The following is a 23,139-nucleotide window of genomic DNA, read 5'->3' as shown; positions in this document are numbered from 1 at the left end:
AAAAACAATTTAATTAGCCAACCTAACCCAACTTAAATGGTTGGGCGGTTGGTGCTTTATTTTTTTTATTTACCTGGTGTTTAGAACATTTTTCTTAATGCTGGGTACATCTCCATCAACTGTTCTTCGGCCATTTCTTCGTACAGTCTGTAGAGGATACCGACTGTCAATAATATTCCTGTACCTGTTGCCATTCCTATTGTTCCAAGGAGGTTGGCGAATGCAGCAATCAATCCAAGTATTAAGCCACCAAGTATTGTCACCTGTGGTATGTATTTCTTCAATATTTTTTCCATTACTGAGGCATTTCGTCTGAATCCAGGGATCTGCATTCCGGTTCTATTGATCTGTTGGGCTACGGATTCTGCACCCATACCCGTTGTCCTTACCCAGAATATGGCGAAAACTATGCTTCCAATAATGAAGAATGCTAGGAATGTTAATACGTGTAGCCCTATCTGCCATGTTGAAATTGCTACACCCATCTGTGCAAACTGTTCTTGAACCAAGGATGGCACCCAGTCATGTGGGCTGTGTATTGGCTGGAAGTAGTAGGCTAGTCCACTTACTGGTTGATCACCTATATACTGTCCTATGTAGGGGTTTCCTCCTAATATTGGTATGTCGGTGTTCCAGAGGAACCTTGTTGCCATCGTGATGTTTGCTTGAAGTACGTGTACAAATATGATTGGTAGAACGCTTGCGTATATAAGTTTTATTGGGTATCTTCCTCTTGCTCCTTTAACGCTGCCATGTGACAGTGGTATCTCAACTCTTGTGTTCTCAGCATAAACAACGACTACAAAGATGATTATTGTTGAGAATATTGCAAGAACTTCAGCGTGGTATAAAAGGAATTGTATTCCATCTAAAGTTAATAACTCAGCTAGGGACCAGGTTGTGAAGACCTCATATAGTTTTGGAATTATCCCGATAGGTAGTTGTATTCCCATTGCTGGAGTTTGCCAGTAGAATATTCCTTGAATTATTTGTCTGGAAACTTCTGCTACAATGAAAAGTCCAACACCACTACCTATACCCCATTTACTCACAACTTCATCGAGGTACATTATTATTAGTCCGCCGATCACTACTTGGAGAATTATGAGGATTTCAAGGGCGAACAATGATACTCCTAAAGTGGCAGCAAGTTCTTCGCTTGGAGTTAGGAATCCACCGAATACTTGGGGCGCCGCTAGAACAACACAGAAGAATACTACTAAGAACTTCTGTAATCCTTGGTAGAGTTGTTGGTCACGGGGCTGAGACATATCAAGACCGATAATTCCAGCTCCAACCAACAACTGCATAACGATGCCTGCGTCAACGATTGGAGCTATACCAAGCTGCATCAATGTACCTTGTTGTCCAGCCATTATGGCACGATAATATTCAAATAGGTCTGCGCTTTCACCGAGCCCGAAAAGTGGAACATTTGTCAATATAAAGTAAAGTACTAAAACCCCAATTGTCCACATGAGCTTACGTTTAAAGTGAACGTGCTTCGTTGGCCCCTTTACCGCGGGAATACGGTCAAATATCGGAGCTAGTTTTTCCAAGTATATACTGCTACTGCCCATCTTATCACTAAAAAATTGATACTCCTTCTATTTCAATTCTAAAACCAAATATAGTTTACGCAAAAAACCTACAGACCTGATAAAATTGTTTTGAGAAAAAAATAGTGATAAAGTATTAAAAAAACTATGGGTGTTGGTTTTTATTGGGTTTTTGGGGTTAGGGGGGTTTTTGATTTCCCCCTAACGATCATTACCCAGTTTTTAGATTATTTCGTCTACGGCTTTTACTGCTGCGGCTGCGTTTGGTGCGTATGCGTCTCCGCCTACGTCTTCGTCTACCCATTCTTGGGTGACGGGTGCTCCGCCGTATATTGTTTTGACTCCGTGTGGTTCTACTGCTTGTTGTATTCGTTTTTGTTCTGGCATTGTTGTTGACATTAGTGCGCTGGCTCCGACTACGTCTGCGTCGTTGTCTTTTACTGCTTGTACGAAGTCGTCTACTGGTATGTCTCTTCCTAGGTCGACTACTTCGTATCCGTTTCCTCGTAGCATGCTTGCTACGACTTTTTTACCTATTTCGTGTATGTCGCCTTCAACTGTTGCTATTACTACGGTTGCTTTCTGTCCACTTTCTTCTCCTGTTTCTTCTAGAACCGGCCGTAGTAACTGCATACATTCTTCCATAGCGTCTGCTGCCATCATAACTTCAGGCAGATAGATCTCTGCTTTCTCGAATTGATCTCCAACTTTCTCCATACCTTGAGCAAGCCCATTCTGAATAATATCTTTAACAGGCATGCCCTCATCAATACCTTTCTGCGTCCACTCCTTCGCCATCTCAATATCCTGAGTCTCAATCGCTTCCTTCAACTTCGCCAAAATCTCATCAGACATAAATAAACTACCTCTTAATACAATTACTTTATTTTTTTATTTTTGTTTTGCTTTGTTTATTCCGTTTTAGGGAATAGGATAGAGGGGGTTTTTAGGCCCCTTTATCTGCTTTCTTTACGACTTCTTCCATGTCTTTTAGTAGGTCTGCGTCTATTGGTGTTACTTCGTAGTCTGCTAGTTCGTCGTTGATGTGGTCGTGGGCTTGCATTGCTAGGTCTTTTGATCCACTGTTTTCCCAGTCTTCTCTCATCTGTCTGTTGATTAGTGTTGGTGAGGAGTAGCTGTGTATGTTGTCTCTTGTTGTTTGGTGGGTTATGAATTGGTCGAACTCTACTTCACGGATGCTTTCTAGGCCTAGTGTGTCGTCGTTTACTTCGATTCCGTCTTGTACTACTCTTTTTACCATTTCGATTATGTCGTTGTCGATTGCGAGTTGTTCGTTGCTGAAGGTCATTCCGAGTTCAAGCATACCGGCACCATATATTGTGTTTGCGCCTGCGAGTGCGGGTAGTAGTGATGTTATTGTTTTTTCGTGTCCTGCTTGTGCGTCCGGTATCTTGGCATCTGCCTATATGCCGGCTACGTAAGATGGTAGTTTGTAGTATTGTGCTAGTTTGGCTACGCCTGCGCTTATCATTCCAAGTTCTGGTGCTCCGACTGGAGCTGTTCCTTTTTTAACGTCGAATTGTGTGGTTGAGCTTCCGTAGAATACGGGTGCTCCTGGGTTTGCGAGTTGTGATAGGACGATTCCGGCTAGGACTTCTGCGTTATGTGTTACGAGTGTGCCGGCTAGGTTTATGTTGCTTGATGCGCCTGCCATCGCCATGCTTAGGACGTTTACGGGTATTCCGTATTTACCGCCTTTCATTATTACGTCTATTGCGTTTTCTCCTAGTTGTAGTGGGCTTGTTGGGCATAGTAGTATTGAGAATAGTGGTCTTTCTCTTGCCATTTCTTCGTCGCCGCCGTAATAGGCTTTGGCTATTTCGAAGTAGTGGTCTACGTTTTCTCCTACTGGGTCTACGTGGTGGAAGTGTTTTGATGTGTTTTTGAGGGCTGTGAATAGTTCGTGTACGTCTTGTTCTGCTTTTCCTGTTAGGTCTTGTGCTGATACTGTTAGGGAGTAGTAGTCTATGTTGTCTAGGTAGTCGGCTAGTTTTGCTTGGTCGGCTACATCTTGTTCTGTTGAGTTTCTTATGTTGTATTCTCCGTTGTCGGTCATATCTAGGGTTCTTACTCCTGCTCCGAATGTTGTGAAGTGTACGTTTCCGTCTGCTTCCATTTCGACGTCGTTTTCTTGGTCTCTTCCTGCTAGTAGGAATGAGCTTGGTGCAGTTGCGAGTGCTTCGTTTACGAGTCTTTCTGGTATTTTAACTCGATCGCCCTCTACTTTACAGCCTGCTTCTCTAAATATATCTGCTGCTTTTGGGCTTTCAAGTAGTATTCCTGGGTCTCTCAGGACTTTCATCGTTGTTCTATGGATCTTGTCCAACTCTTCTTCTGTGAAGAGCTCAACGGTAGATCCTATAAATTTGTTCATACTGGATTTAAATCCATTTCCTGTCATTTTTTACCTCTCTACCTTGTTTTTCTTTAATTTGGTCGCTCCAATTGGCTTATAAAAGCCTATAAAAGCTTTAAGGGGCGACCTATCTAAAAAATTGAGTTGCAATCTACTGCCCGTCTTGGGTTTTGATTGCTTCATCATATGTCAATTTGTAGAAAATGACTTATATATTATTCGTGGTTATCAATGAGGAGGGTGTTTTATTAACACTGTTTTCTAGTTGATTGCTGTTTTCTGGTTGATTTGATAGGTTTTTGGCAGTTGATTTTATATCAATTGAAGTGTTAGTTCGTTTTTCTGTGGTCTTTCTGTGGTTTTTCTGTAGTTTTTCGACTATTAACGTAGTTTGGGTTCGTTAAGTTTTTAAAGGTGTTAGATTATAATGAATGCAGGATGCGTGGGTCTATTGGTAATGGTGGTATAGTTAAGAAACGTGTTATTGACAGGCTTGCTGAAAAGATTGCAGGTGAAATCTGTCTTGCTGACCACCCATCTAAAACACTTAAGAAATGGAGAAAGAACTTTGGAATAACTCAAACCGAGTTGGCGGAAGAGTTGTCCATATCTCCTTCTGTTATAAGTGATTATGAAAGTGGGAGAAGGTCTTCTCCAGGTATAAACATTGTTAAAAGACTTATTAATGGAATGATATCTATCGACCTTGAGCATGGTGGTAAAAACGTCCGGAGTTATGGCCGGATATTAAGGTCTGGCCTTGATTTTGACGCCATACTGGATATGAATGACTATAAATCTCCAGTAGGCTTCAACTCGTTTTGTAGTCAACTTGGAGTTGAAGTTGTTCAGAAAGAAGAGGAAGATAGAGATATACATGGCCACACCGTTATAGATAGCGTTAAAGCGATTGTTGAATTGAATCACGGTGAGTTTCAACAGCTTTATGGTTGGAGTACGGAAAGGGCTTTGGTTTTTACAAGGGTTAGTTCGGGTAAGTCTCCTTTGGTTGCGATTAGGGTGACAAGCCTTAAACCCCAGATGGTTGTTTTACATGGAATAGAACCCAATGAAATTAGTCCAATTGCACTTCAGATCGCTAGAGCTGAGGGAATTCCCTTAGGAGTATCGAATATAGATATTGAGAGTGTTCTTGAAAGGTTATCAAGTATTGGAGGTTGAATTCTTTGGATGGAGGAATAGTTAGTTACGGAGTTTATGTACCAAGATATAGAATAAAAATAGAAGAGATAGCGGGTGTCTGGAACGAAAACCCAGACTCTATTAAAGGAGGGTTGCGTGTTAAACAAAAATCGGTTCCAGACATAGATGAAGACACAGCAACCATATCTGTAGAAGCAGCAAGAAATGCTTTAAAACGTGTTGATGTAGATGGAGAACAGGTTGGTGCGATTTATGTTGGCTCTGAAAGCCATCCCTACGCAGTTAAACCAACTGCAACAATAGTTGCTGAAGCAATAGATGCCACACCTTACCTAACCGCTGCCGACTACGAGTTTGCATGTAAAGCCGGAACAGCCGGAATACAGACCTGTCTAGGGCTAGTAAGGTCTGGAATGGCTAGATATGGTTTATCTATCGGGTCAGACGTATCTCAGGGCGCACCCAGCGACCAACTAGAGTATACTGCCGGAGCCGGTGGAGGCGCCTACTTAATTGGAACCGAAAACATAATTGCTAAAATCAATAAAACTGTTTCATATACAACAGATACACCAGATTTCTGGAGAAGAGAAGGACAGAGATATCCTAGCCATGGAGGCAGGTTTACCGGTGAACCAGGATATTTCAAACACGTAACAGGAGCTACAGAAAAACTACTTGAAAAAACCGATAAAACTCCAAGCGATTACGATTACGCCGTTTTCCATCAACCAAACGGTAAATTCCCAGTAAGAGCTGCAGAAAGACTTGGTTTTGAAGAAAAACAATACTCTCCAGCACTGGTAGTTGAAGATATCGGCAATACATATTCAGGTTCAACATTAATCGGTCTAGCAAAAGTGTTAGACCAAGCAAAACCCGGTGACCGGATATTAACAACATCATATGGGTCTGGAGCCGGTGCAGACTCTTTCGACATCACAGTAACAGAAAACATCAAAGAGGTCCAAGATAGAGGGCCTAAAGTAAGTGAATTCCTAGATGAAGGAACATACCTATCATATGGAGAGTATGCAAAACACAAAGGAAAGGTGAAATAAATGAGAGACGTAGCGATAGTAGGAGTCGGATGCACAAAGTTCGGTGAGATGTGGGATACATCATTCAGGAGCCTATTTATAGAGGCTGGAGTTGAAGCGTTAACCGATGCGGATATAAAGGGAAAAAACATAGACGAAATATACATCGGTAACATGAGTGCAGGCCGTTTTATAGCGCAAGAACACGTGGCAGCACTAATATCTGATTACTCAGGTATGTCTGAACTACATGTACCTGCAACAAGGGTTGAAGCAGCCTGTGCCTCAGGCGGTCTAGCGCTAAGACAAGGATATATGGCAGTTGCCTCCGGAATAAGCGATACAGTAGTTGTCGGTGGAGTTGAGAAAATGACAGATGTAGTCAGCAACCAATCTATCGAGATATTAGCAGCCGCCTCAGATAGAGAATGGGAAGCATTTTATGGAGCAACATTCCCAGGGCTATACGCAATGATCGCAAACAGACATATGCATGAATACGATACAAAACGCGAACAAATCGCCCAAGTAGCAGTAAAAAACCATTACAACGCAACAATGAACCCAAAAGCCCAGTTCCAACGTGAAATCTCACTGGATAAAGTTATGAACGCAACAAAAGTAGCCGACCCCCTAACACTATTCGACAGCTCACCAATCACAGATGGAGCAGCCGCCCTCGTATTAGTGCCCGCAGAAAAAGCCCATAAATACACCGACACCCCAATATACATAAAAGGAAGCGGACAAGCCAGCGACACAATCTCATTACACGACAGAAGAGACATATGCACAATCGATGCAACCGTTGAAGCCGCTAAAACAGCCTACGAAATGTCTGGAACCCAGCCAAAAGACATCGATGTAGCTGAAGTACACGACTGCTTTACAATAGCCGAGATCCTTGCAACAGAAGACCTTGGATTCTGTGAAAAAGGAGAAGGTGGAAAACTAATTGAAGAAGGAGCCACCCAGCTAGACGGAGAGATACCAATAAACCCAAGCGGTGGATTAAAAGCATGTGGACATCCAGTCGGAGCAACCGGAATCAAACAAGCAGTAGAGATAACAACACAACTACTCGGAGAAGCAGGTGGCAGACAAGTCGACTGCGACATAGGGTTATGCCATAACGTAGGTGGTTCCGGAGGAACAGCAACAGTACACATACTTTCAAGGGAGGCCTGAAAATGACCGTACCAAGATTCTGGAGAAAAATAAGAAACCGATACAACCTTGAAGGAACAAAATGCCAGAGATGTGAAAACACCTATTTCCCACCAAGAAACCTATGCCCAACCTGTAGAAGAGAAAGCGACATAACCGACTATAAATTCGATGGAGATGGAAAACTAATCACATACACAGTAATCCGGACAGCCGGAGACTCACACCAAAAAGAAACACCATACATAATAGGGATCGTAGAACTCGAAGAAGGAACAAGCTTTACATCCCAAATAGTCAACTGTGAAATCGAAGACATCAAGATAGGAATGAACTTAGAGCCAGTGTTTCGAAAAATCAGTGAAGAAAGCGAAGAAGGACTCATATACTATGGAATAAAATACCAACCAAAAGAAGAAACCTAAAAACACATCGGTTTTAAAAAATAGATATAATTAAAGCTATATCAAAAAACAAAAAAGAGGGATTTATTTATGGATTCAAGACTACCCGGATTTTATAAACTACCATTAAATGAAAGACTCGAGAAAGTATCAGAACTATGCGACCTAGATGAAGAAAAGAAAAAAACACTCGGAAACACAGGCGCCCTTGAAGAAGAGATAGCAGACAGACTTGTAGAAAACGTAATAGGAACCCTAGAAACACCTTTAGGCATTGCAACAAACTTCAAAATCAACGATAAAGACTACTTAATTCCAATGGCAACCGAAGAAACATCAGTAATAGCAGCTGCAAGCAATGGAGCTAAGATAGCTAGAAAAGGAGGGGGAATCAAGACAGAAAGCACAGAACCCCTCATGATAGGTCAAATACAACTACTAGATATAAACGACCCATACAGCAAGAAAATCGATATACTTAGAAAAAAAGAAGAAATATTCAAACTCGCAAACAAACAAGACCGAACCCTAGTAAAGTTCGGAGGCGGCGCAAAAGACATAGAAATACGAGTAATAGACACCCCCAGAGGCCAAAACCTCATCGTACACCTCATAGTTGATTGTAGAGACGCAATGGGAGCAAACGCCGTCAACAGTATGGCAGAAGCAGTTGCAGAATACCTAGAAGAACTAACAGGTGGAGAAAGCTGCCTAAGAATAATCACAAACCTAGCTGACAAAAGATTAAGCCGAGCAAAAGCTGTTTTCCCAAAAGAAGAAATCGGAGAAGAAGCAGTAGAAGGCATAATCGATGCATACACACTAGCAGCAAACGACCCTTACCGAGCCTCTACACACAACAAAGGAATAATGAACGGCGTGACCGCAGTAACACTCGCAACAGGAAACGACACAAGAGCAATAGAAGCCGGAGCCCACACATACGCAGCAATCGGAGGATACTCTCCACTAACAACATACGAAAAAAACAAAAATGGAGACCTAGTCGGAACAATAGAACTACCAACAGCAGTAGGAACAGTAGGCGGATCAACATCAGTACACCCAACAGCCCGATTATGCACAAAAATAATAGGAGCAGAATCCGCAAACGAACTCGGAGAAATACTAGCAGCCGTAGGACTAATACAAAACTTCTCCGCACTAAAAGCACTATCAACAGAAGGAATACAAAGAGGCCACATGTCACTACACGCCAAAAACATCGCAATGATGGCTGGAGCAAGAGGAGAAGAAATAGACAAAGTAGGAGAAAAACTAGCCAAATCCGGAGAAATCACATCAGACAACGCAGAAAAAATCCTAAAAGAAACAAGAAACTAAAAAATATGCCCCACAACATGGGGCACAAAAACTATTTCTAAACCGAATAAAGTACAGGACAACTATACCTTAACGACAACCACATCTCGAAAGAAAGAGAAAACTTAATGCTCTCACAAACTCTCATTAACTCTCATTAAAAATTAAAAACTATCAAAAGTTGTCTGATGCCTCAATTCACTAACAGCTTTTTCAAGCCTATCTAAACCCTTAACTACTCTGTCACTAGAAAAATCTCTTTCCTCACAAAGAAACTCAACCACACCCTCCCTATCAATCTCACTTGGAGTCAAGTCATAATCATCGGTAACATCAGGATTAAGAAAAATCTCTCTAACCTCACTGTAACCATCAATCTCAAAACCTTCTTGCTTAAAAACCTCTTGACCAGAACCATGTTCTTTAATCAACTTTAAAGCCGTTTTAGGGCCAATACCCTTTATTCCCTCGTTAAAATCTGTTCCAACCAAGATAGCTATATCGACAAGCTGTTCCCTATTTAAACTAAGTTCATCGAATAGATTCTGTAAAACAATTTTCTCAGGCTCAACCTCCTTATACTCATCTTTACCAGGAAGCTTTCTACGGCCCGTAATAGTCAAATTCCTTATTAAAACAGGGGTTCCAAACAACAATGAATCATAGTCCTGAGACGAAGAAGCCCAACAACCCCCTTCCTGAACAATATATGCGGCTTGGGCCTCAGCCTCAGATGGCGCCTGAACCCAAGGGATCCCCATTAATCCAAGCAACTTCTTAGACTCATCAACCATCTCCCCACTTAATCTAGAAGACCTAATTGCCTTACTATACGCCTCTTCAGTCCTACCTTCCTTCTTAGCTTTTTTCCACTCCTCCCTAGATTTCTCCCTGACCTCACGACGTTCATCAAGAGTATCAGACTTCAATTCAGGGGGCTTACCATCAAAAACATAAACAGGATCAACCCCCTCCTCCAATAAATTAATCATCCTATAAAAAACACCGGAAACATGCGAGGTAACCCTACCACTACTGTCCTTCAACGGCGTTCCATCAGGCTGCCTAATTATACTAAGAAATTGATACAAAGTGTTGTTACCATCAATCGCAATACACCGATTCTGCATCTCACTAAAACTAACAACATCCCTACCAACAATATCTCCAATATCAGATCCCATAATCCCTATAAAATACGTTAGATAAAGAAAAAAACCTACCCCCAAAAACCCAAATTCAATTCCAAGACAATTTGTTTCAAGGCAAAAACCACTTTTTTACGTAAGAGGCCTTAGCCATGAAGTCAGATAATTCCACATACACCTAAATATTTAATATTTTAATGAGTTTCTTTGAATAATGGTCATTTCTCTATCCTTTGAACCTATTTTTTCAGACAAATAAGGAAAATATATGATTAATTTGAAATAGATTTTATAGGATTTATTTGTGTTTTATTTACTTTAAACGGTTTTGAAAGTTTGGTTAATCCTTCTTAATAAATTGTTTTTTTGGTTTTTATGTAGAAGGTAAAATACTTAATGTTTAAAATTTAATTGATTATTTACAACATGTTTTTAGTCAGGGTGTTTTTCAATGGTTAATAAAAAACATATAATCACAGTTTTAGCAGTATTATTGATTGCCGTGTCCGCAGCTGGATGTATGGACGTCATAGAGAGAGATGGCGAATATATAACATACACAGACCAAACAGATCGAGAAGTTGAAGTGGTAGAGAACGTTGAATCCATAATTTCGATATCTCCATCCAACACAGAGGTAATATATGAACTAGGCCTGGGTGATAAAGTAATTGGAGTAACCGATTGGTGTGACTATCCATCTGAGGCTGTTGAAACCGACTCAGTAGGAAGTTATGATAATCCTAGCATAGAAACAATAATTGATAAAAACCCAGATGTAGTATTCGCATCCTCAGAACAAGAAGATAGCATTGTTAATCAACTAGAGAAAAAAGGAATATCAGTAATTGTAATACATCCAGGAAGTTATGAGAACTTGCTTGAAGCCATAGAACTCATCGCCAATGTATCTGGTGTTGAAGAAAATGGAGAAGCTTTAATTAGTGAAATTGAAGAACAAATAAATGATGTAAAAGATAAAGTAGCTGAATACGATGAAAGAGATACACTATACATAACTTGGGCCGATGAACCAATGTGGGTTGCTGGACAGGGGACATATCAAAACGATTTACTTGAGTTGACAGGAGCTAACAACGTCATAGACCAAGAAGGCCATATTGCTATTAATTATGAAACATTAGTTGATATAAATCCAGAAGTAATGTTGTTAACTGAACACGCAGGAATGACTGTTACAGAGCTATTAGATGAAAGCAAGCTTGAGGGAATAGATGCCATTGATAATGACGAAGTTTATGTAATACTTGAAGATGAAACAACAAGAGCCAGTCCAAGAATTGTAGATGGTGTTAACTCAATTGTAGATGCATTATATGATATTGAACTCGAGTAAGTAAATTACCCCTCTTAAATTAAAAATCAGGAATGGTGAATCTGACACTCCAATAGAGATAGAACACACGGTAGGGCATACTCCACCTAAATCTCAAAAAGGACGAACTGCTCGCGTAACCAACATCACAATTTAAGTCTGGAATGAGACTCCTTAGGTAGAAAATGTTGTTAGATTCAGCTCCTGATTTGGGGGCAAAATATTTTTTATATTTTTAAGATTAAGTTGTACAATTGATTTATAGAAGAAGCGATTTTAGGGTTTCGATTCGACGTTCTGGTTTATATCTAAATTACGTGTTATTCAATTAGGTTAGTTACCGAGTTTAGTGAAGGTATTTCTGTTAGGAGTGTAATCTGAAGTATGTACAAGACAAAGTTGGTTAGTAAAAGAAGTGGTAAAATTGGTTTATTGTTATTACTAATCTTGACTATAGTTGTTATGGTAATTTCTTTTGGAATTGGCCCTGTTACTATTTCGGTTGATGTTATACTTAGCATTCTTTTTGAAGAAATCCCTTATTTAAATAGCTTGTTTGATGTTGAATATACTGCTGGGCAAGAAACAATTATCAAACAGATTAGGTTGCCTAGGGTTCTTTTGGGAGGGCTTGTTGGAGCGGCTCTTGGTACTGCTGGAGCTTTGATGCAAGGGCTTTTTAAAAACCCGCTTGCAGATCCTTATATAGTTGGTTTGTCTAGTGGTGCGGGCCTTGGTGCTGCTATAGCGATTATGTTTGGCATAACTATATTTGGTGAATTCTCGATACCTATACTCGCTTTTATCTCAGGAGTTATAACTATATTTGCTGTGTATTTCGTTGCAAAGCAAGGGCACAAGGTTCCTGTTGACACATTATTGTTGGCTGGTGTTGCGTTCGCGTTTTTCTTGTCTGCTTTAACTTCTTTTATAATGTACTTCAGTGATGACAAGGTTTTTAGAATAATGTATTTCACTCTTGGTGGATTGGCTGGAGCTGATTGGAGTTATGTATTTGTTACTTTACCTCTAGTTGGTTTGGGTATTTTTGCTTCACTTCCTTTGGCAAAGTATATTGATGCTATAATGCTTGGGGAAGAAGAGGCAATGTATATGGGTGTTCGTGTAGAATTTGTTAAGAAGATAATTCTTGTTTTAGCGTCCCTAGTCACTGCTGCTTCTGTTGCTTTTGCAGGTATAATCGGTTTTGTTGGCCTGATTCCACCTCACATAATCAGGATCTTACTTGGCCCTCGTCACGTGATTTTGATACCTGCATCAGCTTTATTGGGAGCTATCTTCCTTGTTGTTTCCGATTCATTGGCTAGAGTAATTTTAGCTCCAACCGAAATACCGGTTGGTATAATAACTGCTTTATTCGGAGCACCCTTCTTTATTTACTTACTTTGGAAACGTAAGGAGGGTTATTGATGATATCGGTTGAAAACTTGTTCTTCAGTTATGGTGAAGGGATAGATACTCTTAAAGAGATTGAGTTTAATGTAGATAGTAAGGAGTTTTTTGGTATCATCGGGCCGAATGGTTCTGGTAAAACCACTCTCCTTAAATGTATTTCTGGTGTTTTAGAGCCATATAAGGGTAGGGTTTTGATTAATGGGAATGATGTTTCCGATCTATCTAGAAGTGAGGTCGCTAGGGAAGTTGCGGTTGTTCCTCAACAGGTTCGGATAGGTTTTGATTTTTCTGTTAAAGAGGTTGTTCAGATGGGTAGGATTGCGCATCAATCATTCTTTAGCGCTGACTATAATGATGATTCAGATGTTGTTCAGGAATCTTTAGAGATGACTGGTGCTACTGACCTTAAAGATAGAAATGCTTCCAGTCTGAGTGGTGGTGAACTTCAGAGGGTTATTATTTCCAGAGCAATAGCTCAAAATACCGATACTATTTTACTTGACGAACCAACCTCCCATCTAGATATAAACCATCAAATAGAGATAGTTTCTTTAGCTAAAGAGCTTAGTAAAGAAAAATGTATTGTTGGGATTTTCCACGACCTTAATCTGGCTTCACAGTTTTGTGATAGGCTTCTATTATTAAATAAGGGCGAGGTAAAGTGTATTGGAGAGCCTCAAGAAGTTTTGACACCCCGTAACATAAAGGATACCTATGGAATCGATGTAGTTGTTAAAAAACATCCTTTAACCGGCTCTATCTATGTTACTCCTTTCTCAGAATCTAAAAATATCGAAGGGCTTGAAAACGGAGATACAAGGATACATGTTATCTGTGGTGGTGGAAGTGGAAACCAACTGCTTTACGAACTAAAGAAAGAAGGATACCTCCTTTCTACAGGTGTTTTAAACAACCTAGACTCTGATAAAGAGGTTGCAGAGTCGATAGATATACCTATAGTCAGTGAAGCACCTTTTTCCGAGATAACTAAAGAAGCATTTGATCAAAACATGGAGTTTATCGATAGGTCTGACATTGTTGTTATCTCCGAGATACCAATTGGCAATGGTAACCTCAAAAACCTGGTTGCCGCTGAAAAAGCTCTTAATAAAGGTAAAACTGTTATTGCAATCGAATCCATTCCCGTAGAAAAAAGAGATTACACCAATGGTAAAGGAACAGAAATATACAATAAGTTAAAAGAAAACGGATTAATAGTTGCTCAAGATATCAAAGAAGCTAGTGACATCCTTCTCTCCCTGAAGCAGAGGGGCTTCTGACCGTTTTAGCATAGGTTACCACCTACCTCATCGACTTGCGTTGCAGATATCGGGTTTACAGTAGTGGTTTCGGGCGTTTTCACGACGCCCCTGGCATCAAAAGAGGTCTGGTTATACCTTCCGATGCCCCGTCTGTTATCTACAATTAAGAAAAAATGCTAGGAATTTGTATAAGTTATAGTTATATTCAAACTACCATTGTTTTAAGGTTGGACACTTACTTATATGTTGAATCTATATTGGTATGTATGAGCGTTGATGAAGCTAAGGGTTATGTTATTGGTAATGCCAATGCAAGGCAGATTATCAGTGTGCTTAAGAAGAATGGTGCTTCTGAGCCTGAGTTCATTATCAAGAAAAGAAGGTTGATTGAAACAGCAGCGCTTCAAGCTTTAGATGAACTTAAAGAAAAGGGTTTGGTTGAAAAAACCAAGAACGAATACAGTTTAACTGATTTGGGAAAAAAGGTTGCTGAGGAAGTACATGAACTTGAGAGGGATTGAAACATCCATTCAGGATTTCAGAGGACATTAATTATTTTTTTTATCTGATTTAATTAACCTGCTTATTTTTGATTTTATTGAGAGTTTTGAGTATGTGTCTGTGATATCCTTCTCTTACTGAAGAGGAGGGGTCTTAATGCCTGAGTTAACATAATGTAGTTGGTTTTGGGTTTTTTGTTAGGTGTTGAAGTGTTTTTTGGGTTTTTTGTTTGGTTTTTGTTTTTTTGGGGGAAAGGTTTATCTATATAATATACACAATACTGTGTGTTAAAGTTTAATTTAGTACTATATAGTACAGAAGTGTGTAATTATGTTTGTTGATCCAGAATCTAAAACCCAGAAAAAAAAGAAAAACACCAAAAACCCCACAATAACACCAGTAGTCCATAAAACAGAAATCCCAGCAATAAAACCGATGGACATATACCAAAGAATATCAAAAGGCCCAGGATTCCTACTGGAATCAAGAGAAGGAAAAGAAAAACTATCAAGATTCTCCTTCATCGGCCTAAACCCAATCATTAAAACAAAAATAACGAACCAAGAAACCAAAATCGAAGGAAAAAAAGAATACATCTCAGAAATCAAGATTGACGACCAAAAAACCGCAATCGATAAAATAAAAAAAATAACTGAATCATTCAACTACCTAAAATCAGAGATACCCCGTTTCGATGGAGGGGCAGTAGGATATTTCGCTTACGACATAATCGAAGAAATACATCCCAGGCTGAAAAAACCAGGAGAAAAAACCCTTGCAGAGTTTATGGTATGTGAAAAATACCTTGTTTTTGACCATAAAAAAGACCTACTCTACCTAACTAAACTAATTCTCGATACAGAAAAACAAGAAGAAACAAAAAAAGAACTGAAAAAACTTGAAAAAAAGATTAAAAACTACCAACCCATAGATAGAGCCTTCAATAAAAAACAAACAAACTATAAATCAAACATAACACGCAGAAAATACATGGATGCGGTTGAAAAAACCAAAACATACATAAAAGAGGGCGATATCTTTCAAGCCGTTATCTCCAGGAGACTTGATGTAGAATTCTCAGGAAACCCATTCAATATCTATGCCGCTCTCGATAAAATAAACCCAAGCCCATACATGTATTACGTAGACTTTGGAGAACACAGAGTAATAGGAAGCAGTCCTGAAATGCTTGTTAGAGTACAAGACAACACCGTAATGACCGTACCAATAGCAGGGACAAGACGGAGAGGCAAGACAGAAAAAGAAGACCAAAAACTAGCCAAAGAACTGCTCAATGATGAAAAAGAGATGGCCGAACACATAATGCTCGTTGATTTAGCAAGAAACGACGTCGGACAGATATCAAAATTCGGAACGGTAAAAGTAAACGAGTTCGCAGATATAGAAAAATTCTCTCACGTCCAACACATCACATCAAAAGTTGAAGGAAAAATCAACAAAAACCTAAACGCATCAGACGCCTTAAAATCTTGTTTTCCAGCTGGCACTGTATCAGGAGCTCCTAAACTAAGAGCTATGGAGATAATAAATGAACTAGAGCCGGAAAACAGAGGGATATACGCGGGAGCAGTTGGATACATGGGATTCAACGGAAACATGGATTTCGCAATAGCAATTCGAACAATTCTCTCAAAAAACAACACAGCAAGCCTACAGTTAGGAGCTGGAATTGTAAACGATTCAAAACCTGAAAGAGAGTGGGAAGAAACAAAAGAAAAAGGCCAAGCCGGTATTGAAGCAATCAAGATGGCAGAGGGTGCACAATGAACGTTCTAATAGTAGATTGCTATGACAGCTTCACCTACAACCTCTACCAGATGGTTGGAGAACTGAAAGCCAACCCAACAGTCATAAAAAACGATGACGACCTTAAAAAAATACCAACAGACATAGATCGAGTAATACTGTCACCAGGCCCCGGAAAACCAGAAAACGCTGGAAACTGCAGTGAAATAATAAACTATTTAGAAAAACCAGTTCTAGGCGTATGCCTAGGCCATCAAGTGATAGCACACACCTACGGAGGCTGCATCGAAAAAACAACACCTATTCATGGAAAAACCAGTGAAATCAATCATAATGGAAATAGACTCTTTGGAGACATACCTAAAAGATTCAAAGCTACAAGATACCATTCATTGATAGTTAATGAGCCGTTGCCAAAAGAATTTGAAGTTATCGCTAGATCCAGTGAAGACCAAAAAGTTATGGCAATCTCTCATAAAAAAAAGCCTTTATACGGTATCCAGTTCCATCCGGAGAGCATAGCATCCAGTTATGGAAAACAGATCTTAACTAATTTTATATATGGAGAGTGATTTTTTTGATGAATACCGCATTAAAGAAAGCTGTTTCAGGACACCATCTTAATAAAAAAGAAGCAGAGTCCGCTATAAACGAAATAATGACCGGTAAAGCCAGCGACCCCCAAATAGCTTCATTCTTAACAGCAATGCACATGAAGGGAGAGACAACAGAAGAAATAGCTGCCTTTGCAAGAAAGATAAAGGGTTTTGCAAAGACCCTTGAAAACACCCCTCAACCCCCATTGATAGATACATGTGGAACCGGTGGAGATGGCTCGAACACATTTAACATAAGCACTGCTACAGCAATAGTCACAGCCGCATCAGATATAAACGTGGTGAAACATGGAAACAGAAGTGTCAGCAGTCGCTGCGGCTCCGCAGATGTCCTAGAAGAACTAGGAATCCCTTTATCACTAACAATAGAACAATCGGAAACAGTTTTAAATAAAGTAGGAATGGTTTTTCTCTACGCTCCAGAGTTTCATACCGCAATGAAACATGCAATGACCGCAAGAAAAGAAGTCGGATTCAAAACATTCTTCAACATAATCGGACCTCTAACAAACCCAGCAAACGCAGACAGACAACTATTAGGTGTTTTCTCACCCAACCTAACAAATAAAATCGCTTCAGTATTAAAAAACCTCGAATTAGAACGAGGTTTAGTAGTTCACGGCGATGGACTTGATGAAATAACTATAACAGGAACCACATTAATATCCGAACTCAAAGACAACAAAATAAAATCCTATCATATAGAGCCAGAAGACATAGGCCTTCAAAAACAACCTCTAAAAACAATAAAAGGTGGAGACACTAAAACAAACGCCCAAATCATCAATAAAATACTAAAAGGAGAGAAAAACGCTAAAAGAGACATAGTTCTAGCTAACGCAGGTGCTGCAATCTACCTATCCGGAAAAGCCAGCTCAATCAAAGAAGGAGTTGAAATAGCTAAAAACAGTATAGACAGTGGTGCAAGCATGGAAAAACTAAAAGAGTTAAGGGAGGCAAGCAAACATGCCAAACGTACTTAAAGAAATAAAGAAAACCGTTCAGAAAGAGCTAAATGAAAACCCCGTAGAACTCAAAAACCCAAGTGAAATAAATACACATCCCACAAAAAGCCTTCAAAAAGCAATAAAAAACAAACCATATAACTCAACAGCTATAATAGCCGAACTAAAATACTCATCTCCATCCAAAGGAATGATCCAAGAACCAACGCCCCAGAAAACCAAGCAAACTATAAAAAAACTAAGAAACGCACAAGCATTATCAATATTGACAGAGCCAAACTACTTCAAAGGAAAGAAAGAATACCTTGAAATCGCTCGAAAAAACTATAACGGCCCAATACTCCGAAAAGACTTCATAATAGACCCTATCCAAATAAAAGAAACCCGTCAGTTAGGTGGGGACGCAGTATTACTAATAACCTCATTACTAGGAGAAGAACTTCCAAAATACCTAATGGAATGCAAGAAAAACGGTTTAGAAGCATTAGTAGAAACTAGAACACAAAGAGAACTAGATATAGCTATAAATTCAGGAGCAGAGATAATAGGAATAAATAACAGGAACCTAAAAACCCTTGAAATAGATTTAAACACCACTATCGAGCTCTCCAAAAAAATACCAGAAGACAAAACAATAATCTCAGAAAGCGGTATAAAAAACAAAGACGACATAAAAAAACTAAAGCCATACTGCGATGGATTTCTAATAGGAACCGAGTTAATGAAATCAAAAAATCCAGCAAAACGTCTGGAGGGCCTACTATGCGCATAAAAATATGTGGAATAACACAAACCAAAGACGCATTAAAAGCAGAAAAAATTGGTTTCAACGCAATAGGAGTTATAGTTAAAACAGATTCACCCAGAAACATCCCATTAAAGAAAGCAAGAAAGATCTTCAACCAACTAGGCCCATACATAACAAAAGTCTGCGTAACAACAACAAAATCACAGAAAAAAATACAAGAAATACTTCAACTAAACCCAGACGCTCTACAACTATATACCGACCCCAACAAACTCAGAATACCAAAAAACACAGCAATAATTCAAGCCATCGAAGAAAATGAAATAAATAAATTAGAACCATCCCAACAAACAGATGCCTTATTAATAGATAGTAGTAGAGGCCAAGGAATACAGATAGATATCAAAGCAATAAAAAACAAAATAAAAAACCTTAAATACCCAACAATAGTTTCAGGCGGCCTAAACCCAACAAACATAGAGAAAATACAGGCCCTAGACATATATGGAGTAGATGTTTCATCAGGAGTTGAAGAAACACCTGGAATTAAAAACCACATTAAAATGAAAGATTTCCACAAAAAATTGAGGTGTCAAATTGAATAAAAGAGATTTTAAGGAGTTTGGAGGAAAGTTCGTTCCAGAACCAATAATCCCAGCTCTACAAGAACTAGAAAAAGAATACCAACAACTCAAAAACGACGATGAATTCAACCAAGCATTAAACCAACACTTAAAGGAGTTCGCTGGACGGCCAACACCCCTAACATACTCAGAAGGACTATCCAACGAAATCGGATGCAAAGTATACCTAAAACGAGAGGACCTACTTCACGGCGGAGCACACAAAATAAACAACACACTTGGACAGGCATTGATGGCTAAATACATGGGTAAAGAAAGAATCATAGCTGAAACAGGTGCAGGCCAACACGGAGTAGCAACATCAATCGCTGGAGCCAAAATCGGCTTAAAAACCGAGGTATTTATGGGGCAAAAAGACGTCGAAAGACAACAACTAAATGTCTTCCGAATGCGTTTATTAGGCGCAGAAGTCAACCCCGTCACATCAGGCCAAAAAAAACTAAAAGACGCCGTAAACGAAGCATTAAGAGATTGGGTATCAAGTCTAGACACAACCCACTACCTAATCGGCTCAGTCGTAGGACCATCACCATTCCCCGAAATAGTAAGAGACTTCCAGAGCGTTATAGGTCGAGAAACAAAACAACAGATACTTGAAGCAGAAAACAGATTACCAGACAAAATAATCGCTTGTGTAGGCGGTGGAAGCAACGCAATAGGAATCTTCCATGAATTCAGAGAAAACCAAGTCGAATTAATAGGTGTTGAAGCAGAAGGCGCTTCATCCCTACAAAAAGGAAGCAAAGGAGTACTACAAGGCTCAATGTCCTACCTACTACAAGACAGCGACGGCCAAGTAGGCAGTACAGACAGCATAGCAGCCGGACTAGACTACCCAGGAATAGGTCCAGAACACAGCATGCTAAAAGAAGAAGGTAGGGCAAAATACACAACAGCAAACAACCAAGAAGCATTAAAAGCCTTCAAACAACTCTCCCAAAAAGAAGGAATAATACCAGCACTAGAATCCTCACACGCCATAGCACACCTAAACAAAATCAAACACAAACTCGAAGAAGACGACATCGTCATAATAAACCTCTCAGGAAGAGGAGATAAAGACGTACAAAAAATATCGGAGGACGAATAAATGAAACAAAAAACACCACTAAAAGAAAAAATAAACCGAAAAAAACAAACCGCATTCATGCCATTCATAGTGGCAGGCGACCCAGACATAGACACCTCAATAGAAATAGCAATGGACATAATAGAAGGAGGAGCAGACATACTGGAAATCGGAATACCATACAGCGATCCCGCAGCAGATGGCCCAACAATACAAAAAGGATACAAAAGAGCCCTAAAAAACGGATTCAAAGTCAAAGACACATTCAAAATAATAAAAGAGATACGCAAAAAATCCGACATACCAATAGTCCTAATGAGTTACTACAACCTAATATACCAATACGGCATTCCAGAATTCTATAAAAAACTAAAACAAACAGGAGTAAACGGAATAATAATACCCGACATGCCTCCAGAAGAATCAAAAACAGCCTTAAAACAAGCAAAAACAAACAAAATAAACCAAATATACCTAGTCGCAGAAAACACAAACCAAGAAAGAATAAACCACATCTCAAACAAAACAAACGGATTCCTATACGCAGTATCCAGACTAGGAGTAACAGGAGCAAGAAAAGAACTACCAGAAACAGCCATAAACTTCATAAAAAACCTAAAAAAACAAACAAACCACCCAATAGCAATAGGCTTCGGAATATCAAAACCAAGCCACGTAAAAAGCGCAGTAAAAGCAGGGGCAGACGGAGTAATATGCGGAAGCGCAATAGTAGAAAAAATAGAACAAAACAAAAAAACCGAAATCAAAAAATACATACAAGAAATGAAAAAAGCAAGTTTAATAGAAATCAAACAAAACTAAACCAATATATGGTAGAAATAAAACTATTCGCAAACTATAGAGAAACCGCCGGAAAAGACAAAATAGAAATCCAGATAAACAAAAAAACAAAACTACGACAAATAATGAACCAAATAGAAAAACAACACCCAGAAATCAAACAAGAAATCTACAACAACCAAAAACTAAAGAAAAACGTAAACATACTAATAAACGAAAAAACAATCGAAAACCAAGAAATACTAGACAAAGAAATCAAAAACACAGACACAATCGCATTACTACCACCAGTATCCGGCGGATAACATCCCCCTCTCCCTAAAAAGGTCTTAAGACCTAAAAAAAGGATAAAATAATACTTTACCTCATCTTCCCAGCAATCTCCCTAGCAACCTCAGTCTTCCCCTTAACCTTATCCACAACCAACCGACCCTCACTCTCCCACCAAAAACCAGGATAAGCCTTATCTTCCTCAACAACAGGATCTAAATCCAGTTCACTAGCCGCCTTCTCCATCCTAGACAACTTAGGATTAGAAACAGCATCCTCTCTAGCAATAATCCTCCCACTACCCCTACTCTTATCAACATCAATGTTAGAAGGCCACAAAACCATCCTATCCTTATCGTTACCAACCATACAAAATGATTCATACCTCAAACAACATTATTTTTATGTTGTATCCCGCACCTAAAGAAATTGGCAATCTGCCTCAAACCTCCATAAAAACTAAAAACGCATCAAAACATACCCAACGCAAAAACAAATAAAAACAGAATAACCCTAAACACCATATTTTATAAAAACCTCTATAGAAGAAAAAATCTAAGCTTAGATAAACAAAAAACTGACAAACTAAATAACATGGCTTTTTTTATATCCTATAGGAGATAAACCAGATGAAATGGCTTGGGAAATCGATCAATAACCGATTTAAAAGAACCAGTAGAGAAAAAAAGATATTAGGATTGATTTTTTTACTCATTTTCGCTAACCTATTTCTATTCATAATAAAATTTGTTCCAAGCATAATTTTCGAAAGCCTCTCAGTAAGGTCAGATTCATTCAACTCCCTAGGAGACATGGGATACTCCTTTATATTGTTAATCGGGATGTACTACGCATTAAAACCAGCAGACAAAAAACATCCCCACGGACATGAAAGAATAAAACCCTTCCTATCCCTATTAATAGCATTTTCAATCATATTCGTCGGCATAATCATAGTATATCAAGGAATCCAAGGCCTAATTACAGGACCGACATACCAATACACACCATATTTCATTATAGCACTAACAATATCCATCTTAACAAAATATGGTCTATACCACTACTTAAAGAAAAAAGGAAACGAAATAGACAGCAATATCCTTATAGATATAAGCAAAGACAGCATGGCCGACGTATTCGCATCAACCTCAGCATTAATAGGAGTTATTGGAGCCGCATCTGGATATCCATACCTCGACATAATCTTCGGTTTAATAGTATCAATATGGATCTTTAAAACAGGATATGAGATGGCTAGCGAAAACATAAATTACATAGTAGGTGGCGCCCCCTCCCAAAACACAATGAAACAAATAGAGAAAGCATTAAACCAAAAAGAAATAACAAAACAACTATATTGCGAAGCACATTATGTAGGCCCTGAAATACACGTATACTGTGAACTAGAAGTACCATCCTCCCTATCACTCATAGAAGCACATGAAATAGAAGAAAAAATAGAAAAAGAACTTCAACAAATCAAAGGAGTGAAAGATGCCTACATACATCTAGAGCCAGAAAAAAAATAAAAATAGACATCCCCCAAATCTTGGGGGGA

21 protein-coding genes and 2 pseudogenes are annotated in these 23,139 nt (G+C 39.1%); 18 read left to right on the top strand and 5 right to left on the bottom strand.

Annotated elements, in window-relative coordinates; all coding sequences use genetic code 11:
* Nucleotides 1-80: 80 nt before the first annotated feature.
* The 3 genes and pseudogenes from secY to mttB all read right to left on the bottom strand — a co-directional run bounded on the left by secY (nt 81) and on the right by mttB (nt 3,954).
* Nucleotides 81-1,580, bottom strand: a complete 1,500-nt coding sequence (gene secY / locus QEN48_RS04800; protein WP_280107763.1) for a preprotein translocase subunit SecY — start codon at nt 1,578-1,580, stop codon at nt 81-83.
* Nucleotides 1,581-1,781: 201 nt separating this feature from the next.
* Nucleotides 1,782-2,414: a cobalamin-dependent protein gene (locus tag QEN48_RS04795; protein WP_280107762.1), complete on the bottom strand. Its 633-nt coding sequence runs from the start codon at nt 2,412-2,414 to the stop codon at nt 1,782-1,784.
* A gap of 91 nt (nt 2,415-2,505) precedes the next feature.
* Nucleotides 2,506-3,954, bottom strand: a pseudogene (gene mttB, locus QEN48_RS04790) ([trimethylamine--corrinoid protein] Co-methyltransferase).
* A 396-nt stretch (nt 3,955-4,350) separates the two neighbouring features.
* Between mttB and QEN48_RS04785 the strand changes: the two are divergent.
* The 5 genes and pseudogenes from QEN48_RS04785 to QEN48_RS04765 form a co-directional block, all read left to right on the top strand.
* Complete coding sequence (locus QEN48_RS04785) at nt 4,351-5,118, top strand: helix-turn-helix domain-containing protein (protein WP_280107761.1); 768 nt, start codon at nt 4,351-4,353, stop codon at nt 5,116-5,118.
* Nucleotides 5,119-5,123: 5 nt separating this feature from the next.
* Nucleotides 5,124-6,161 carry a hydroxymethylglutaryl-CoA synthase gene (locus tag QEN48_RS04780; RefSeq protein ID WP_280107760.1) on the top strand — a complete coding sequence of 346 codons (1,038 nt, stop codon included), beginning with the start codon at nt 5,124-5,126 and terminating at the stop codon, nt 6,159-6,161.
* A complete protein-coding gene (locus QEN48_RS04775) occupies nt 6,162-7,328 on the top strand; it encodes a thiolase domain-containing protein (RefSeq protein WP_280107759.1) in 1,167 nt (388 codons plus the stop codon).
* Between the two features lie 2 nt (nt 7,329-7,330).
* Nucleotides 7,331-7,732: a Zn-ribbon domain-containing OB-fold protein gene (locus QEN48_RS04770; protein WP_280107758.1), complete on the top strand. Its 402-nt coding sequence runs from the start codon at nt 7,331-7,333 to the stop codon at nt 7,730-7,732.
* Nucleotides 7,733-7,789: 57 nt separating this feature from the next.
* Nucleotides 7,790-9,055, top strand: a pseudogene (locus QEN48_RS04765) (hydroxymethylglutaryl-CoA reductase, degradative); the annotation flags it as partial.
* Between the two features lie 143 nt (nt 9,056-9,198).
* Here QEN48_RS04765 and fen read toward each other — a convergent pair.
* Complete coding sequence (gene fen, locus QEN48_RS04760) at nt 9,199-10,218, bottom strand: flap endonuclease-1 (protein ID WP_280107757.1); 1,020 nt, start codon at nt 10,216-10,218, stop codon at nt 9,199-9,201.
* A 415-nt stretch (nt 10,219-10,633) separates the two neighbouring features.
* On the opposite strand from fen, the gene QEN48_RS04755 reads away from it, so the two are divergent.
* From QEN48_RS04755 to QEN48_RS04700, 12 genes are all read left to right on the top strand, one after another.
* The gene (locus tag QEN48_RS04755) at nt 10,634-11,539 is read left to right on the top strand and encodes a helical backbone metal receptor (protein ID WP_280107756.1); all 906 of its coding nucleotides are present in this window, start codon (nt 10,634-10,636) and stop codon (nt 11,537-11,539) included.
* Nucleotides 11,540-11,902: 363 nt separating this feature from the next.
* On the top strand, nt 11,903-12,949 hold the full coding sequence (locus tag QEN48_RS04750; RefSeq protein ID WP_280107755.1) for an iron chelate uptake ABC transporter family permease subunit: 1,047 nt from the start codon (nt 11,903-11,905) through the stop codon (nt 12,947-12,949).
* Nucleotides 12,949-14,214: an ABC transporter ATP-binding protein gene (locus QEN48_RS04745; protein WP_280107754.1), complete on the top strand. Its 1,266-nt coding sequence runs from the start codon at nt 12,949-12,951 to the stop codon at nt 14,212-14,214. The genes QEN48_RS04750 and QEN48_RS04745 overlap by 1 nt, the downstream gene beginning before the upstream one ends.
* Nucleotides 14,215-14,462: 248 nt before the next feature.
* Nucleotides 14,463-14,717, top strand: coding sequence for a winged helix-turn-helix domain-containing protein (locus tag QEN48_RS04740; RefSeq protein ID WP_280107753.1), 255 nt, complete (start codon nt 14,463-14,465; stop codon nt 14,715-14,717).
* A gap of 310 nt (nt 14,718-15,027) precedes the next feature.
* On the top strand, nt 15,028-16,485 hold the full coding sequence (gene trpE, locus QEN48_RS04735; RefSeq protein WP_280107752.1) for an anthranilate synthase component I: 1,458 nt from the start codon (nt 15,028-15,030) through the stop codon (nt 16,483-16,485).
* Nucleotides 16,482-17,036 carry an aminodeoxychorismate/anthranilate synthase component II gene (locus tag QEN48_RS04730; protein ID WP_280107751.1) on the top strand — a complete coding sequence of 185 codons (555 nt, stop codon included), beginning with the start codon at nt 16,482-16,484 and terminating at the stop codon, nt 17,034-17,036. The genes trpE and QEN48_RS04730 overlap by 4 nt, the downstream gene beginning before the upstream one ends.
* Before the next feature lie 8 nt (nt 17,037-17,044).
* Complete coding sequence (gene trpD / locus QEN48_RS04725) at nt 17,045-18,064, top strand: anthranilate phosphoribosyltransferase (RefSeq protein ID WP_280107750.1); 1,020 nt, start codon at nt 17,045-17,047, stop codon at nt 18,062-18,064.
* Nucleotides 18,048-18,818: an indole-3-glycerol-phosphate synthase gene (locus tag QEN48_RS04720; RefSeq protein ID WP_280107749.1), complete on the top strand. Its 771-nt coding sequence runs from the start codon at nt 18,048-18,050 to the stop codon at nt 18,816-18,818. The genes trpD and QEN48_RS04720 overlap by 17 nt, the downstream gene beginning before the upstream one ends.
* Complete coding sequence (locus QEN48_RS04715; protein WP_280107748.1) at nt 18,809-19,399, top strand: phosphoribosylanthranilate isomerase; 591 nt, start codon at nt 18,809-18,811, stop codon at nt 19,397-19,399. The genes QEN48_RS04720 and QEN48_RS04715 overlap by 10 nt, the downstream gene beginning before the upstream one ends.
* A complete protein-coding gene (gene trpB / locus QEN48_RS04710; protein WP_280107747.1) occupies nt 19,392-20,528 on the top strand; it encodes a tryptophan synthase subunit beta in 1,137 nt (378 codons plus the stop codon). The genes QEN48_RS04715 and trpB overlap by 8 nt, the downstream gene beginning before the upstream one ends.
* Nucleotides 20,529-21,329: a tryptophan synthase subunit alpha gene (gene trpA / locus QEN48_RS04705; RefSeq protein ID WP_280107746.1), complete on the top strand. Its 801-nt coding sequence runs from the start codon at nt 20,529-20,531 to the stop codon at nt 21,327-21,329.
* A gap of 8 nt (nt 21,330-21,337) precedes the next feature.
* Nucleotides 21,338-21,613, top strand: a complete 276-nt coding sequence (locus QEN48_RS04700; RefSeq protein WP_280107745.1) for a ubiquitin-like small modifier protein 1 — start codon at nt 21,338-21,340, stop codon at nt 21,611-21,613.
* Between the two features lie 55 nt (nt 21,614-21,668).
* Here QEN48_RS04700 and QEN48_RS04695 read toward each other — a convergent pair whose 3' ends face one another.
* Nucleotides 21,669-21,947 (bottom strand): signal recognition particle protein Srp19, encoded by a 279-nt coding sequence (locus QEN48_RS04695; protein WP_280107744.1) that lies wholly within the window; start codon nt 21,945-21,947, stop codon nt 21,669-21,671.
* A 260-nt stretch (nt 21,948-22,207) separates the two neighbouring features.
* On the opposite strand from QEN48_RS04695, the gene QEN48_RS04690 reads away from it, so the two are divergent.
* A complete protein-coding gene (locus QEN48_RS04690; protein WP_280107743.1) occupies nt 22,208-23,110 on the top strand; it encodes a cation diffusion facilitator family transporter in 903 nt (300 codons plus the stop codon).
* Nucleotides 23,111-23,139 lie beyond the last annotated feature (29 nt).

This window comes from Methanonatronarchaeum sp. AMET-Sl (genome assembly GCF_029854155.1).
In the GTDB taxonomy this organism is placed as follows: Archaea; Halobacteriota; Methanonatronarchaeia; order Methanonatronarchaeales; family Methanonatronarchaeaceae; genus Methanonatronarchaeum.
Note: the sequence above shows the minus strand (reverse complement) of the source record. Positions and strands in the feature narration are given on the sequence as shown.